Genomic DNA, 14,235 nt, shown 5'->3' with positions numbered 1-14,235 from the left:
CGGCGCCCCCACCGAGCCGGGACACGAGCCGGTTGCGCCACGCGAGGGCAGCGACACCTCGACCCCTGGCGGGGTGGCGGCCGCCGGGCCGGGTGGTGAGCCGGGGACTGCGGCCGACGCGGCGGTTGCAGCCGGGCCGGGCCGTGCACCGCGAGTCGTGTCCGGTGGGGCGGGGGCCGTGGCCGAGCAGGGGGCCGTTGCGGTGCTCGTGAGGGCGGCCGGGGCGGAGGGTGTCGCCTCCCCGGCGTCCGCGCCGGTGGCGGACGCGGGTTCCGCCGCCGGCTCTTCCGCCGCGGCCCCGGGCGAGGCGGAAGCCGGTGACGGTGTCTTCACGGTCCGGCTCGCCAACTTCGAGGGGCCCTTCGACCTCCTCCTCCAGCTGATCTCCAAGCACAAGCTGGACGTCACCGAGGTGGCGCTGTCCAAGGTGACCGACGAGTTCATGGCGTACATCCGCGCCATGGGCCCGGACTGGGACCTCGACCAGACCACCGAGTTCCTCGTCGTCGCGGCGACACTGCTCGACCTCAAGGCGGCCCGGCTGCTGCCCGCCGCCGAGGTCGAGGACGAGGCCGACCTCGCGCTGCTCGAGGCCCGGGACCTGCTGTTCGCGCGGCTCCTTCAGTACCGCGCCTACAAGCAGATCGCCGAGATCTTCAGCCGGCGCACCGAGGACGAGGCCCGGCGTCACCCGCGTACCGTCGGCCTGGAACCCCACCACGCCGAGCTGCTGCCCGAGGTCGTCATCAGCATCGGCCCCGAGGGTTTCGCCCGCCTCGCGGTCAAGGCGATGCAGCCCAGGCCCAAGCCGCAGGTGTACGTCGACCACATCCACGCCCCGCTGGTGTCGGTGCGGGAACAGGCCGGGATCGTGGTGGCGCGGCTGCGGGAACTCGGCGAGGCCAGCTTCCGTGTCCTCGTGGAGGACACCGACGACACCCTCACCGTCGTCGCGCGCTTCCTCGCGCTGCTGGAGCTGTACCGGGAGAAGGCCGTGGCGCTGGAGCAGGAGGCCGCGCTGGGTGAGCTGGTCGTGCGCTGGACCGGTGGGGACGGGGACGAGACGCCGGTGGTCACGGACGAGTTCGACCGGCCGCCCGAGGAGCCCGGCAGCAACGGCACGAAGACGGAGGAGAAGGTGTGAGCGAGGAGACCGCCGGGATTCCGGCCGGCCCGGACACCGTGGCCGGGCTCGACCTCAAGCCCGCTCTGGAGGCCGTCCTCATGGTCGTGGACGAGCCCGCCACCGAGGAACACCTGGCGAAGATCCTTCAGCGGCCCCCGCGGCAGATCGCCGACGCGCTGCGCGAGCTCGCCGACGAGTACACCGTGCAGGGGCGCGGGTTCGAGTTGCGGTTCGTCGCCGGTGGCTGGCGTTTCTACACCCGTGCCGCCTACGCCCCCGCCGTGGAGCGCTTCGTGCTCGACGGGCAGCAGGCCCGGCTCACCCAGGCCGCGCTGGAGACCCTGGCGGTGGTCGCCTACCGCCAGCCGGTCAGCCGCAGCCGGGTCTCGGCGGTCCGCGGGGTCAACTGCGACGGTGTCATGCGCACCCTCCTCCAGCGCGCTCTGGTCGAGGAGGCGGGCACGGAACCCGAAACAGGTGCGATCCTGTACAGGACGACGAACTACTTCCTGGAGCGGATGGGCCTGCGCGGCCTGGACGAGCTTCCGGAGCTCGCGCCCTTCCTCCCGGAGGCGGAGGCGATCGAGGCCGAGACCCAGGAGGGTGCTTTGTCGTTCGACCCGGACGCTCCCGATGCTCCGGACGCAGACGGCGATCACACGACGAACACGACGACGGAACTTTGATGCGAAGCAGCGGCAGCGGCAGCAGCAGGAACGGCGGGCGGGGCAACTACCGCGGTGCCGGTGACAACAGGGACCAGAAGCAGGGCCAGGGCCGCCCCCGCAAGCCCCGTCCCGAGGAGCGCCGCTACGACGTGGCGCCGGGTGCTCCGCAGGACGGCCCGAAGTCGGGGCGCGGGGGCTCCGCGCGCGGCGGTGCCAAGGGTGGCCCTAAGCAGTCCCAGGAGCGCGGCCGCGGCCGCACGACTCCGGCGCGCTCCCGTGAGTACGAGGCGCGGACGGAGGAACGCAACCGCGAGCGGTACGCGGGCAGGAAGCAGATCAGCCCGCCCAAGACCTTCCCTGGCGCCGAGCAGGAGGGCGAGCGGCTGCAGAAGGTGCTCGCGCGCGCGGGGTACGGCTCGCGGCGCGCCTGCGAGGAGCTGATCGAGCAGGCGAGGGTCGAGGTCAACGGCGAGATCGTCATCGAGCAGGGCATGCGCATCGACCCGGAGAAGGACGAGGTCAGGGTCGACGGGCTGACCGTGGCCACCCAGTCGTACCAGTTCTTCTCGCTCAACAAACCGGCCGGTGTCGTCTCCACCATGGAGGACCCGGACGGGCGTCAGTGCCTCGGCGACTACGTCACCAACCGTGAGACCCGGCTCTTCCACGTCGGCCGGCTCGACACCGAGACCGAGGGCGTCATCCTGCTCACCAACCACGGCGAGCTCGCGCACCGGCTGACGCACCCGAAGTACAGCGTCAAGAAGACCTACCTGGCGCACATCGTCGGTCCGATCCCGCGCGACCTGGGCAAGCGTCTGAAGGAGGGCGTCCGGCTGGAGGACGGGTACGCGCGCGCGGACCACTTCCGGGTGGTGGAGCAGACCGGCAGGAACTACCTCGTGGAGGTGACCCTGCACGAGGGCCGCAAGCACATCGTGCGCCGCATGCTCGCCGAGGTCGGCTTCCCCGTCGACAAGCTGGTGCGCACGGCGTTCGGGCCCATCACCCTCGGCAACCAGAAGTCGGGCTGGCTGCGCCGCCTGTCCAACACGGAGGTCGGCATGCTGATGAAGGAAGTCGATCTCTAGGCCTTTTCCTCAAGGACCGTTTCGCAGCGGCCGGTTCCCGCGACGGCGGGGGCCGGCCGTCTTGTTGTGCGGGACCGCCGCCGTTTATAGTCAATGCGACTATTAAAGGGGGGGTATGCAGGGCACCGGCCAGGACTACGACAAGTACGCCTACGAACCCTTCGCCGTCACCGTCGACCTCGCCGTCCTCACGATCCACGCGGGCGCACTGCACGTGCTGCTCGTCGAACGCGGTCAGGAGCCGTACGCGGGCCGCTGGGCGCTCCCCGGCGGTTTCCTGCTGCCCCGCGAGTCCGCGGAGGACGCGGCCCGGCGCGAACTCGCCGAGGAGACCGGCCTCGCGGACGTCTCCGGGCTCCATCTGGAGCAGCTGCGCACCTACAGCGACCCCGGCCGCGACCCCCGTATGCGGGTCGTCTCCGTCGCCTTCGCCGCGCTGCTGCCCGACCCTCCCGAGCCGCACGGCGGCGGCGACGCGGCGCAGGCCCGCTGGCTGCCCTGCGCCACTGCCGGGCCGCTCGCCTTCGACCACGACCGGATCCTCGCCGACGCCCACGACCGTGTCGGCGCCAAGCTCGAGTACACCTGCCTCGCGACCGCGTTCTGCCCGCCCGAGTTCACCCTGGGCGAGCTCCAGCAGGTCTACGAGACCGTCTGGGGCACCGCGCTGGACCGGCCGAACTTCCGGCGCAAGGTCCTCGCCGCCCCGGGATTCGTCGAACCTGTCCCGGGCGCCGCCCGGCTGACCGGAGGTCGTGGCAAGCCCGCCGCCCTCTACCGCGCCGGCGGCGCTGCCGCCCTGCACCCGCCCCTGTTCCGCCCCACCACGGAAGGACGGCCCTGAATGACCACCGCCCTCGCCAAGCGCGCCGCCACCGGATCCCTGCTCGGCCTCGCCCTGGGTGACGCGCTCGGCTTCCCGACCGAGTTCAACGATGTGCCGTCGATCCTCGCCAAGTGCGGCCCCTGGCGGGAGATGGAGCTGCCGCGGCCGGCGATCGTCACCGACGACACACAGATGACGCTGGCGCTCGGGCGCGGGCTGCGCACGGCCATGGGCCGCGGGACCCTGACGCCGGCGCGGATGCAGCGGCCGGTCCGCGAGGAGTTCGTCGACTGGTACCAGTCCCCGGACAACAACCGGGCGCCCGGCCGGACCTGCCTGGTGGCCTGCAACCTGCTGAGGGACGAGAGCCGCCCCTGGCAGCGGGCCAGCCAGACCGGCTCCAAGGGCTGCGGGGCCAACATGCGTGTGGCGCCCGTCGGCCTCGTACCCGGCCTGAGCGACGAACAGCGCGCGGGCGCCGCCCAGTTGCAGGCCGCCCTTACCCACGGTCATCCCACCGCGCTCGCCGCGTCCGACCTGACCGCCCACGCGATACGCCTGCTCGCGCAGGGCGCCGAGCCGACCGGCCTGGTGGGCCTGCTGCGCTCCTACGCGTACGACAACCGCTCCCGCTACCACGAGCGGTGGCTCGGAGATCTCTGGACCCACGCCCAGGACCCCTCGCCCGAGCACTTCATCGCCCGCGGCTGGGACGAGTGCCTGGAGGCCCTCGAACGCCTCCGGGCGGCCGTCCGGACCGTCTCGCCCGAGACCGACCCCTGCCTGGCCACCGGCGAGGGCTGGATCGCCGAGGAGGCCCTCACGACCGGTCTGCTGTGCTTCCTGCTCTTCCCCGACGAGCCCCTCGCCGCCCTGCGCCGGGCCGCCTGCACCTCGGGCGACTCCGACTCGATCGCCTGCCTGACGGGCGCCTTCGCGGGTGCCCGCCTCGGCGCCGGGGCCTGGCCGAGAAAGTGGACCGACCGGATCGAGTACGGGGGCGAGCTGCAGGCCCTGGGGGCGCTCTGGGACGCCTGAGCGGGACGTCTCGCCAGGCGGGCGGTGCACACCGGGGCGTTCCGGCCTGACTACCCTGGGGGCAGACGTTTCGGCACACAGGCGAGGAGCATCACCGTGGCGGTACGAGCGGTCCGGGGCGCCGTCCAACTGGAACGGGACGAGGCCGGGCACATGGACGAACGGGTCGGAGCCCTGCTCACCGCCATCCTGGAGCGCAACGGCCTGACGGCCGACGAACTGATCAGCATCTGGTTCACCGCCACGCCCGATCTGCACAGCGACTTCCCGGCGGCCGCCGCCCGCAAGATCGGCATCGTCGACGTGCCGCTGATCTGTGCGCAGGAACTGGACGTCGAGGGCGCGATGCCCCGGGTCGTCCGCGTCCTCGCCCACATCGAGTCCGACCGGCCGCGCGCCGACATCGCGCACGTCTACCTCGGCGCCGCGGCCGCCCTCCGCAAGGACATCGCCCAGTGAGGACCGCACTCGTCATCGGCACGGGACTGATCGGCACGTCGGCGGCCCTGGCGCTCGCCGCGCGGGGGGTGACCGTGCACCTCGCCGACCACGACCCCGAGCAGGCCCGCACGGCGGCGGCGCTCGGCGCCGGCACCGACGAGGCGCCGGCGGGGCCCGTCGACCTCGTGATCGTCGCGGCCCCGCCCGCGCATGTGGCAGCCGCGCTGGCCGACGCCATGCGGCGCGGCCTCGGACGGGGCTACCTCGACGTCGCCAGCGTCAAGGGCGGCCCGCGCCGTGAACTGGAGGCACTCGGCCTTGACCCGGCCGTCCTGTCGGGGTACATCGGCACGCACCCCATGGCGGGCCGTGAGAAGTCCGGCCCGCTGGCTGCCACCGGCGACCTCTTCGAGGGCCGCCCCTGGGTGCTGACCCCGGCCCGGGAGACCGACACCGAGGTACTGAACCTCGCCCTGGAACTGGTCTCGCACTGCAGGGCCGTCCCGGTCGTCATGGACGCCGACGCCCACGACCGGGCGGTCGCCCTCGTCTCCCACATGCCCCACCTGCTGTCCAGCATGGTCGCCGCGCGTCTGGAGCACGCCGAGGAGGCGGCGGTACGGCTGTGCGGCCAGGGCATCCGGGACGTCACCCGCATCGCGGCCTCCGACCCGGGGATGTGGATCGACATCCTGTCCGCGAACCCGGGGCCGGTCGCCGACCTCCTGTCCGAGGTGGCCGCCGACCTCGACGAGACGGTGCGGGCCCTGCGCGCCCTCCAGTCCTCCGACGAGGCCAAGCGGCGCGAGGGCGCCGGCGGCATCGAGGACGTGCTGCGCCGCGGCAACGCCGGCCAGGTCCGGGTGCCCGGCAAGCACGGCAGCGCCCCGCGGGCGTACGAGACGGTGGCCGTCCTCATCGACGACCAGCCCGGGCAGCTGGCCCGCATCTTCGCGGACGCGGGCATGGCGGGAGTCAACATCGAGGACGTCCGCATCGAGCACGCGACGGGGCAGCAGGCGGGTCTCGTGCAGCTCATGGTGGAGCAGAAGGCGGCCCCGACGCTGAGCGCGGCGCTGCGGAAGCGTGGCTGGGCGATCCGCCAGTAGGGCGGGGGATCCGGCAGGCGGGCGGGGCGACGGGGTGCCCGTACGGCGGGAGGGCCCGGCCGTAGGCCCGTCATACCGGCTCCGCAGAGCCAGTAACCTTGTGCGGGGCGCCCTCGCGTCCCGCCCATCCGCCACCCCGCACCAGGAAGGTGTCCCCCCGTGGAAAACGGCGCCCGGACCGCCCCGCCAGTGATCGTCGCCATTGACGGCCCCTCCGGCACGGGCAAGTCGAGCACCTCGAAGGCCGTGGCGGCGCAGCTCGGGCTGAGCTACCTGGACACCGGCGCCCAGTACCGGGCGATCACCTGGTGGATGGTGAACAACGGCATCGACACGACCGATCCCTCGGAGGTCGCGGCGGTGGTGGGCAAGCCGGAGATCGTCTCCGGCACCGACCCGTCCGCGCCCACCATCACCGTGGACGGCGTGGACGTCTCCGCTCCGATCCGCGGTCAGGAGGTCACCTCCAGGGTCAGCGCGGTCAGCGCGGTCCCCGAGGTGCGGGCCAGGATCACCGAGCTGCAGCGCTCCATCGCCGCGGCCTCGGAGCACGGCATCGTCGTCGAGGGCCGCGACATCGGCACGACCGTGCTGCCGGACGCCGACCTGAAGATCTTCCTCACCGCGTCCCCGGAGGCGCGCGCCGCCCGCCGCCACGGCGAGCTGAAGGGCGCGGACCTGCACACCACCCGCGAGTCCCTGATCAAGCGGGACACGGCCGACTCCACCCGCAAGACGTCCCCGCTCGCCAAGGCCGGCGACGCCGTCGAGGTGGACACCACCAACCTCACGCTGCAGCAGGTCATCGAGTGCGTCGTCACCCTCGTCGAGGAGAAGCGGGCCGGAAAGTGACCGAGGTTCCTTCGCCACGCGGCGCCGACGTCGGCCGGCGGATCGGTGTCGGCCTGATGTACGGGCTGTGGAGGCCGCGCGTCCTGGGCGCGTGGCGGGTTCCGGCGAGCGGCCCGGCGATCCTCGCGGTCAACCACTCCCACAACATCGACGGTCCCATGGTCATGGGCGTGGCGCCCCGGCCGACGCACTTCCTGATCAAGAAGGAGGCGTTCGTCGGCCCGCTCGACCCCTTCCTGCGCGGCATCGGCCAGCTGGAGGTCGACCGCCACAGCACCGACCGCACGGCCGTGACCCGGGCGCTGGGCGTGCTGGGGAAGGGGGGAGTCCTCGGGATCTTCCCCGAGGGCACCCGCGGCGAGGGCGACTTCGCCTCGCTGCGCGCCGGACTCGCGTACTTCGCGGTCCGCTCGGGGGCGCCGATCGTGCCGGTCGCGGTGCTGGGAAGTTCCGAGCGGCGCGGGCGGTTGATAAAGGGGCTGCCGCCGCTGCGCAGCCGGATCGACGTCGTCTTCGGTGACCCGTTCGAGGCGGGCGACGGCACGGGGCGGCGTACGCGCACGGCGCTCGACGAGGCCACGGAGCGCATCCAGAAGCAGCTCACCGCGCACCTGGAAAACGCCAGGCGCCTCACCGGGCGCTGAGCGACACTTCAGTAGTGGATCACCGTGGCCGCGGTGCTCCACCGATCACCACGATGAACGAGGTACGGACTTCATGAACGACGACAGCAGGCCCGAGGGCTCGGCCGCGCACGAGGACGAGCACGGGGCACTCGGCGACGCCGAGTACGCGGAGTTCATGCAGCTCGCCGCGGAAGAGGGCTTCGACCTGGAGGACGTCGAAGGCGCCATCGGGGCGGCCGGACACGGCCCGCTGCCCGTGCTCGCCGTCGTCGGCCGCCCCAATGTCGGCAAGTCGACCTTGGTGAACCGCATCATCGGCCGCCGTGAGGCGGTCGTCGAGGACAAACCGGGCGTGACCCGTGACCGGGTCACCTATGAGGCGGAGTGGGCGGGCCGCCGCTTCAAGGTCGTCGACACCGGCGGCTGGGAGCAGGACGTCCTCGGCATCGACGCCTCGGTGGCGGCGCAGGCCGAGTACGCGATCGAGGCGGCCGACGCGGTCGTCTTCGTGGTCGACGCCAAGGTCGGCGCGACCGACACGGACGAGGCGGTCGTACGGCTGCTGCGCAAGGCGGGCAAACCCGTGGTGCTGTGCGCCAACAAGGTCGACGGCCCGAGCGGTGAGGCCGACGCGGCGTATCTGTGGAGCCTGGGCCTCGGCGAGCCCCACCCGGTCTCGGCGCTCCACGGCCGTGGCACCGGCGACATGCTGGACGCCGTCCTGGAGGCCCTGCCGGAGACGCCCGCCCAGACCTTCGGCACCTCGGTCGGCGGCCCCCGCCGTGTCGCGCTGATCGGCCGCCCGAACGTCGGCAAGTCCTCGCTGCTGAACAAGGTCGCGGGCGAGGAGCGCGTCGTCGTGAACGAACTCGCCGGCACCACCCGCGACCCGGTCGACGAGTTGATCGAACTCGGCGGAAAGACCTGGAAGTTCGTCGACACCGCGGGCATCCGCAAGCGGGTCCACCTCCAGCAGGGCGCCGACTACTACGCCTCACTGCGCACCGCCGCCGCCGTCGAGAAGGCCGAGGTCGCCGTCGTGCTGATCGACGGCTCCGAGACCATCTCGGTCCAGGACCAGCGCATCGTCACCATGGCCGTGGAGGCGGGGCGCGCGCTCGTCATCGCCTACAACAAGTGGGACACCCTCGACGAGGAGCGCCGCTACTACCTGGAGCGGGAGATCGAGACCGAGCTCGCCCAGGTGCAGTGGGCGCCGCGGGTGAACGTCTCGGCACGCACCGGACGGCACATGGAGAAGCTGGTCCCGGCGATCGAGACCGCCCTGGAGGGCTGGGAGACCCGTGTCCCCACGGGCCGCCTCAACGCCTTCCTCGGCGAGCTGGTCGCCGCCCACCCGCACCCCGTCCGCGGCGGCAAGCAGCCGCGCATCCTGTTCGGCACCCAGGCGGGCACCAAGCCGCCGCGGTTCGTGCTCTTCGCCTCCGGCTTCATCGAGGCGGGCTACCGCCGGTTCATCGAGCGGCGGCTGCGCGAGGAGTTCGGCTTCGAGGGTTCCCCGATCCATATCTCCGTCCGCGTGCGCGAGAAGCGCGGCAAGAAGAAGTAGGCGCTCACAGCCCCCTGCGCGGTGCGGGGGGCAGCGCGGGGAGATGATGCCCCGTGGCCTGTCGCGCCACCTGCTCCCAGAGGGTCGCCGTGGCCGTCTGCTCGTGCGGGGCGGTCTGCCGGCCGACCGCGTGCTGCGGGGTGTGACGTGTGCCGTACGTCCCCGCGCCGTACGAGCCGGTGCGGTGGGAGGGGTGGGAGAAGGCGACGAAGCCGAGGTCCTCCTCGCCGCTGCGGTCGCCCGGGCACGCCCGGAAGGACCGGACGTACTCGGCGTAGAGCGCGTCGTAGATCGGCGTGGCCGAGGAGCCGTCGGAGAGGTCCTGGGCCGACCTCGCGGCGGGGATCGGCTGAGGGGACGGGCGGCGGGGGACGTCATATGCGTGCACGTAGGTGCCAACGACCCCGCCGCCCGCAGGATGCGGGTCGAGTACGCAGCCCTTGCAGGTCAGGCGCCTCGTCGGGCGGTGTGCCCGCAGGCCGGGCTCAGGTGCCCGCCAGCGGCAGGGCGGCGGCCACGAGCTTCCCGTTCGCCGCGGCCTTGTCCAGTGCGTCGCGCAGCAGGTCCTCCCGCGGCTGGCGGCCGATAGAACCCACCGGGGCCGCGAACACCAGCACCTGCTGGTGCTTGTTGGCGGCCGCCCGCCAGCCCTCGGTGACCTGGAGCGGCTGGTGCGCCTGCCACCAGGCCACCGGCTGGCCGCCGTTGGCACCTGGCTGCAGCACGGCGTGCAACTGGCCCATGGCGAGCAGCACGGACCAGCCGTGCAGCACCGACGGCACCGACGCGATCTCGGTCAGCGGCGTGAAGCCCTGCTCGATGAGCAGGGGAAGGAAGTCGTCGTCGACGCCTGACGAGCCCGGGCGCGCGATGGGAGCGGTGGGCTCCACGACGAGCGCCGGGTGCAACTCCCCGGCGATCAGGACGAGTCCGCTGGTGACGCCCAGCACTGCCTGCTCGGGAGCCCCCTTGGCGAGGTCCTCGTCGGCGGTGATGGAGCGGACGGCGCCCTGCAACTGCTCCTCGGTGACCTGGACGACCTGGGACGGCAGACAGGTGGCGTGCGCGAAGGCGAGGACGGCGGTCTCCTCGCCGACGAACAGGACGGTGCTGGTGCGCTCCTGCTCGGAGTCGCCCGGGGTGCGGCAGGACGTGCAGTCGTAACTGCCCGGGGCGTTCTCTCCGGTGAGCAGCCGGTCGGCTTCTTCGTCGCCGATCTCGGCGCGTACGGCGTCGCTGACGTCGAGCATGCGCGGCACGGGTGGCTCCCTCGGGATGCGATACGTGGCGTGCCGGGTGGCTCCCGGCCCATGAGCCCGGGGGTCCCCGGCTCATGCAGAAGACAACGGGCGATCTGTGGCCGGAGTCACGCCCGCAAGCGAACGGAATCGAACCATCCGATGCGCAGGGTGAGCACGCGCGCGGAATGCGTCACTCCATGCCAACCTCCGGGAATGAGAGGGGAGTTGGTTTCGTGAGGTGACTCACAGATCGCCGAGTGCCTTGGTCGACAAATCCGGAAATCAGCGAATGAAATGGGTGGCCGAAAAGCGCTGATACCGTCGGTAACATCGAACTGGCCTGGAATGACAAGGAGTTGGTTGATATCGGACGGCCCACCTGCCTAGATTCCTCCGCCGTGTGCAACGAGCACCGCCCGGGAACGTCCACCGGTCGCGCCGCACCGACGGCGCGCAGCACCACCTCCGGCGGACGGGGCGGCGTGCGACGACCGCGCCCCACGCGCAGGCCGACGCGCCCCGCCCTGGGGGATCCCGGGTTCGTGGAAAGGGAATTACATGTCCGAATGTGCCGATGGCACCCGTAAGGCCCGTACGACCCGTACGACGGCGGTCCTCGCCGGCGCGGCCCTGCTCGCCCCGCTCGGACTGCTCGCCGCGACCGGCAACGCCGCCGCGGCCGACAGCGGAGTGTGGGACCGCATCGCCCGGTGCGAGAGCGGCGGGAACTGGCACATCAACACCGGCAACGGCTACTACGGAGGACTGCAGTTCTCCGCCGGCACCTGGCGCGCGTACGGCGGCACCGCCTACGCCCCGACCGCCGACAAAGCATCCAAGCAGGCACAGATCACCGTCGCCACCAAGGTGCAGAACGCGCAGGGCTGGGGGGCATGGCCCGTCTGCTCGGCCCGCGCCGGAGCCCACGGAAGCGCACCCGCGGCATCGGGGACCCGCGCGGCCACCCGCCCGTCCTCGGGTTCGGCCACCACCGGGTCCGCAGCCAAGTCCACTCCGTCGAGGCATCAGCATGTGCCGAAGGCGCCGGAGCACTCGGCGGGACACACCGCGCGCGGTGTGTCCCGCGGCGACTACACCGTGCGCAGCGGTGACACCCTCAGCGGCATCGCCGAACGGCACGGCACCACCTGGCAGCGGCTCTACACACGCAACAAGGCGGTGATCGGAGCCGATCCCGACCTGATCATGCCCGGACAGCGACTCGACGTCTGACCGCGCTCCTCCCCGGGCCCTGCCGTCCCCTGCGACGGCAGGGCCCCACGCATGCGGCCATGCCCCCAAGGGCGCCCTGGTGCCCCTTCCTGCCGAAAGGTTCCCGTCGTCGCCTGCCAAGGCGACAACCGTTGCGCCGCAACATGGCCCCGGCGCCCGGCCGGCCGGCGCGCCCCGGGTCCAATCGGCACGCACGCGGGACGGACAAGGGGATCCAGGGGCGCATGCACATCTCTTTCCTGATACACAACGCCTGCGGGATCGGAGGCACGAACCGGTTCACCGTGCCGATGCCGCGCGGCCCCGGGCCCTCCGCCACCGACCCGGCCGTCCTCACCGAACTCGCCCATCTGCGCCGGGACGCGGAGCGACTGCGCCTGGACTACGGGGCCGCAGCAGCACCCCGTCCCGCCGCACACTCACGAGCTGCAGCCCGGGCCGGGCCGGCCCGGCCCTCATCGGCAGTGCCATGACCCCGCCGACCAGGAAGAACGCGAACGACGTGATCAGACAGAGGTGCCCGGTCTTCTTGTGGTCCGTGGTGGTCGGCCGGTCGACGACCAGTCGCCCCGCGCCCCGGCTGCCTGCTCCGCATGGTCCGGCTGGTCACCTGCGCGGTGCCCGTCGCCATCGCTCGCCCCCCTCGCTCGTCGCGCCCCGGGCCCGCTGGAGCCCACGGCGCGGCGGTCCCGTGGGCTCACGCCGTGATGCGCGCACCGTCCCGTCCTCCGACAGGGTGTGTGCGGGGATTCTGTGCCGAAGCCGTGTATTTCTTATGCGCAGTCAGCTGCAGGGCATCGGGAAAAAGAAATGAGAAAGGGCGGCGTGAACTGTGCGCCGGGTTTTCCGGGGCAGGTTGTCCGGACCCCTGAACAATGATGATCAAGCTTCTGTCGAATTCCGCCCAGCCTGGCGCGTGGGGCTTGCAGAACCGCTCGATCGTGTGACGCCGTTGGGGCGAAAGGGTGTCGTGGATCCGTGACAGAAGCGTGACCGTAGAGGGACGTGGGGCAGGAGTGACCGCCCGGACTTCCACGGCCGCGCCCCGCGGCCTAACGTGGCCGCATGGCACCCATTCCCACCCCCGGCACGGAACCCGAGGACTCCCCGGAGGAGTACGTCGGCCTGGAGGCGCACCGCGCCGAGCGGCTCGCCCGCGAGCGCGGCTGGCGCACGGTCCGCTCGCTGCCGCCGGGCACCATCATCACCATGGAGTACCGCTTCGGACGGCTGAACTTCGAGGTCGACGGCGGCAGGGTCACGCGCTGCTGGAAGGGCTGACGGGCTGCGGCCCGTCAGCCCATGACGAAGGCCCCGGCTCCTGCCGAGCCGGGGCCTGCACCGTGCGGGGAGGCTGAGTGCGTACCGCTCCCCCTGGGCCGGCCGCTCAGCCGCCCGCCATGGGCCGGGCGGAGGCGGTGCCGCGCACCCGGTCCGAGTGCGGCGGGCGGCGGCTGCCCACCGGAGTGACCGGGGTGCGTTCCGCGCGGGTGGTGTGCGGGCCGGGGGCCAGATAGACCGGGGCCCGGGGCGCGCGGGCGGCGCCCACCGGCTCCCGGGCCGGTGCTGTCTCCCCTTCCGCGGCCGCGACCGGGGAGAGGGTGGGGACTGGCGCGTCGACCGGGACCGGGACGGGCACCGGGACGGCGCGGCGGCTGCGACGCCGGTCCCGCACCGCGAGGATGGCCGTCTCGGCGCGGGCGATCAGCGGCTCGAACCAGGGCAGCGCCAGCAGGATCAGCAGGCCCGCGGCCCAGCCGAGGAGCACGTCGCTCAGCCAGTGCGTACCGAGGTAGACCGTGGTCAGGCCGACGCCGAGAGAGGTCACCGCCGACAGCGCGGACAGCCAGCGCCTGGCCCGTGGCGTCGAGGCCAGATAGGCCAGGATGCCCCAGGTCACGACGGCGTTCGCGGTGTGCCCGGAGGGGAATATATCCCCGCCGCGCCACATCTCGTTCGACCCGATGACCGTCGCGTAGTGCGGGCCGAGGCGGCCCATGCCGTACTTGGCGGCGCCCACCGTGATGTTCAGCAGGAGCAGCGCCGTGCCCAGCGTGAGCAGCGGGCGCAGGGTGTGCTGCCGCCACGAGCGCCAGCCCAGCCAGGCGGCGACCATCACCGCGGTCGGCCCGCGCTGGCCCAGCACCACGTAGTAGTCGAGGAACGCGTGGATCTGCGGCCACTGCTGGTACGGCCGGAAGAACATGACCTGCCAGTCGAGCCGGACCAGCCATGAGGAGACGACGACGGCCCACACGATCGCCGCGTAGAAGGCCAGGGTTCCCGAGAAGAGGACGACTCGGTGCCGGCTCATCCTGGGCACGTCGATGTGGGCCGGCCGTTCCGGCTCACGGTCCAGCCGGGCGAAGACCCGGTCCAGACGCCTCAGCTTTGGTTCGGTACGCACTCAATCG

The 14,235-nt window shown here is 72.4% G+C and carries 15 protein-coding genes and 2 pseudogenes; 13 read left to right on the top strand and 4 right to left on the bottom strand.

Going from position 1 to position 14,235, the window contains the following annotated elements; genetic code table 11:
• The first annotated feature begins 73 nt into the window (after positions 1–73).
• The 10 genes from ACFSL4_RS00835 (at position 74) to der (ending at position 9,347) form a co-directional block, all read left to right on the top strand.
• Positions 74–1,144, top strand: coding sequence for a segregation and condensation protein A (locus ACFSL4_RS00835; RefSeq protein ID WP_417819867.1), 1,071 nt, complete (start codon positions 74–76; stop codon positions 1,142–1,144).
• A complete protein-coding gene (gene scpB, locus ACFSL4_RS00830) occupies positions 1,141–1,812 on the top strand; it encodes an SMC-Scp complex subunit ScpB (protein ID WP_381077001.1) in 672 nt (223 codons plus the stop codon). The genes ACFSL4_RS00835 and scpB overlap by 4 nt, the downstream gene beginning before the upstream one ends.
• Positions 1,812–2,885 (top strand): pseudouridine synthase, encoded by a 1,074-nt coding sequence (locus ACFSL4_RS00825; protein ID WP_381076999.1) that lies wholly within the window; start codon positions 1,812–1,814, stop codon positions 2,883–2,885. The genes scpB and ACFSL4_RS00825 overlap by 1 nt, the downstream gene beginning before the upstream one ends.
• 115 nt (positions 2,886–3,000) lie before the next feature.
• Complete coding sequence (locus tag ACFSL4_RS00820) at positions 3,001–3,729, top strand: NUDIX hydrolase (RefSeq protein ID WP_381076996.1); 729 nt, start codon at positions 3,001–3,003, stop codon at positions 3,727–3,729.
• Positions 3,730–4,749, top strand: coding sequence for an ADP-ribosylglycohydrolase family protein (locus ACFSL4_RS00815; RefSeq protein ID WP_381076993.1), 1,020 nt, complete (start codon positions 3,730–3,732; stop codon positions 4,747–4,749).
• A gap of 96 nt (positions 4,750–4,845) precedes the next feature.
• Positions 4,846–5,208, top strand: coding sequence for a chorismate mutase (gene aroH / locus ACFSL4_RS00810; RefSeq protein WP_381076991.1), 363 nt, complete (start codon positions 4,846–4,848; stop codon positions 5,206–5,208).
• Complete coding sequence (locus ACFSL4_RS00805; RefSeq protein ID WP_381076989.1) at positions 5,205–6,299, top strand: prephenate dehydrogenase; 1,095 nt, start codon at positions 5,205–5,207, stop codon at positions 6,297–6,299. The genes aroH and ACFSL4_RS00805 overlap by 4 nt, the downstream gene beginning before the upstream one ends.
• A gap of 159 nt (positions 6,300–6,458) precedes the next feature.
• A complete protein-coding gene (gene cmk / locus ACFSL4_RS00800) occupies positions 6,459–7,151 on the top strand; it encodes a (d)CMP kinase (protein ID WP_381076986.1) in 693 nt (230 codons plus the stop codon).
• Positions 7,148–7,795, top strand: coding sequence for a lysophospholipid acyltransferase family protein (locus ACFSL4_RS00795; protein ID WP_381076983.1), 648 nt, complete (start codon positions 7,148–7,150; stop codon positions 7,793–7,795). The genes cmk and ACFSL4_RS00795 overlap by 4 nt, the downstream gene beginning before the upstream one ends.
• Before the next feature lie 73 nt (positions 7,796–7,868).
• A complete protein-coding gene (gene der, locus ACFSL4_RS00790; RefSeq protein WP_381076980.1) occupies positions 7,869–9,347 on the top strand; it encodes a ribosome biogenesis GTPase Der in 1,479 nt (492 codons plus the stop codon).
• Positions 9,348–9,351: 4 nt separating this feature from the next.
• On the opposite strand, the gene ACFSL4_RS00785 is transcribed toward der, so the two are convergent.
• Both ACFSL4_RS00785 and ACFSL4_RS00780 read right to left on the bottom strand, forming a co-directional pair.
• Positions 9,352–9,735: a hypothetical protein gene (locus ACFSL4_RS00785; RefSeq protein ID WP_381076977.1), complete on the bottom strand. Its 384-nt coding sequence runs from the start codon at positions 9,733–9,735 to the stop codon at positions 9,352–9,354.
• A gap of 97 nt (positions 9,736–9,832) precedes the next feature.
• Positions 9,833–10,606: a hypothetical protein gene (locus ACFSL4_RS00780; protein WP_381076974.1), complete on the bottom strand. Its 774-nt coding sequence runs from the start codon at positions 10,604–10,606 to the stop codon at positions 9,833–9,835.
• 540 nt (positions 10,607–11,146) lie between these two features.
• Here ACFSL4_RS00780 and ACFSL4_RS00775 point away from each other — a divergent pair.
• Together ACFSL4_RS00775 and ACFSL4_RS37615 are read left to right on the top strand one after the other, a co-directional pair.
• Positions 11,147–11,821 carry a transglycosylase family protein gene (locus ACFSL4_RS00775; protein WP_381076971.1) on the top strand — a complete coding sequence of 225 codons (675 nt, stop codon included), beginning with the start codon at positions 11,147–11,149 and terminating at the stop codon, positions 11,819–11,821.
• Between the two features lie 260 nt (positions 11,822–12,081).
• Positions 12,082–12,242: pseudogene (locus ACFSL4_RS37615) on the top strand (DNA-binding transcriptional regulator); the annotation flags it as partial.
• Here ACFSL4_RS37615 and ACFSL4_RS00770 read toward each other — a convergent pair.
• Positions 12,242–12,452, bottom strand: a pseudogene (locus ACFSL4_RS00770) (aa3-type cytochrome oxidase subunit I); the annotation flags it as partial. The pseudogenes ACFSL4_RS37615 and ACFSL4_RS00770 overlap by 1 nt on opposite strands.
• A gap of 434 nt (positions 12,453–12,886) precedes the next feature.
• On the opposite strand from ACFSL4_RS00770, the gene ACFSL4_RS00765 reads away from it, so the two are divergent.
• The gene (locus tag ACFSL4_RS00765) at positions 12,887–13,102 is read left to right on the top strand and encodes an I78 family peptidase inhibitor (protein ID WP_381076968.1); all 216 of its coding nucleotides are present in this window, start codon (positions 12,887–12,889) and stop codon (positions 13,100–13,102) included.
• Between the two features lie 106 nt (positions 13,103–13,208).
• Here the strand turns inward: ACFSL4_RS00765 and ACFSL4_RS00760 are convergent, their stop codons facing one another.
• A complete protein-coding gene (locus ACFSL4_RS00760; protein WP_381076966.1) occupies positions 13,209–14,228 on the bottom strand; it encodes a phosphatase PAP2 family protein in 1,020 nt (339 codons plus the stop codon).
• Positions 14,229–14,235: the final 7 nt, after the last annotated feature.

It is taken from the genome of Streptomyces caeni (assembly GCF_042678285.1).
Lineage (GTDB): Bacteria > Actinomycetota > Actinomycetes > Streptomycetales > Streptomycetaceae > Streptomyces > Streptomyces caeni.
This window is presented reverse-complemented; position numbering and strand designations above follow the sequence as displayed.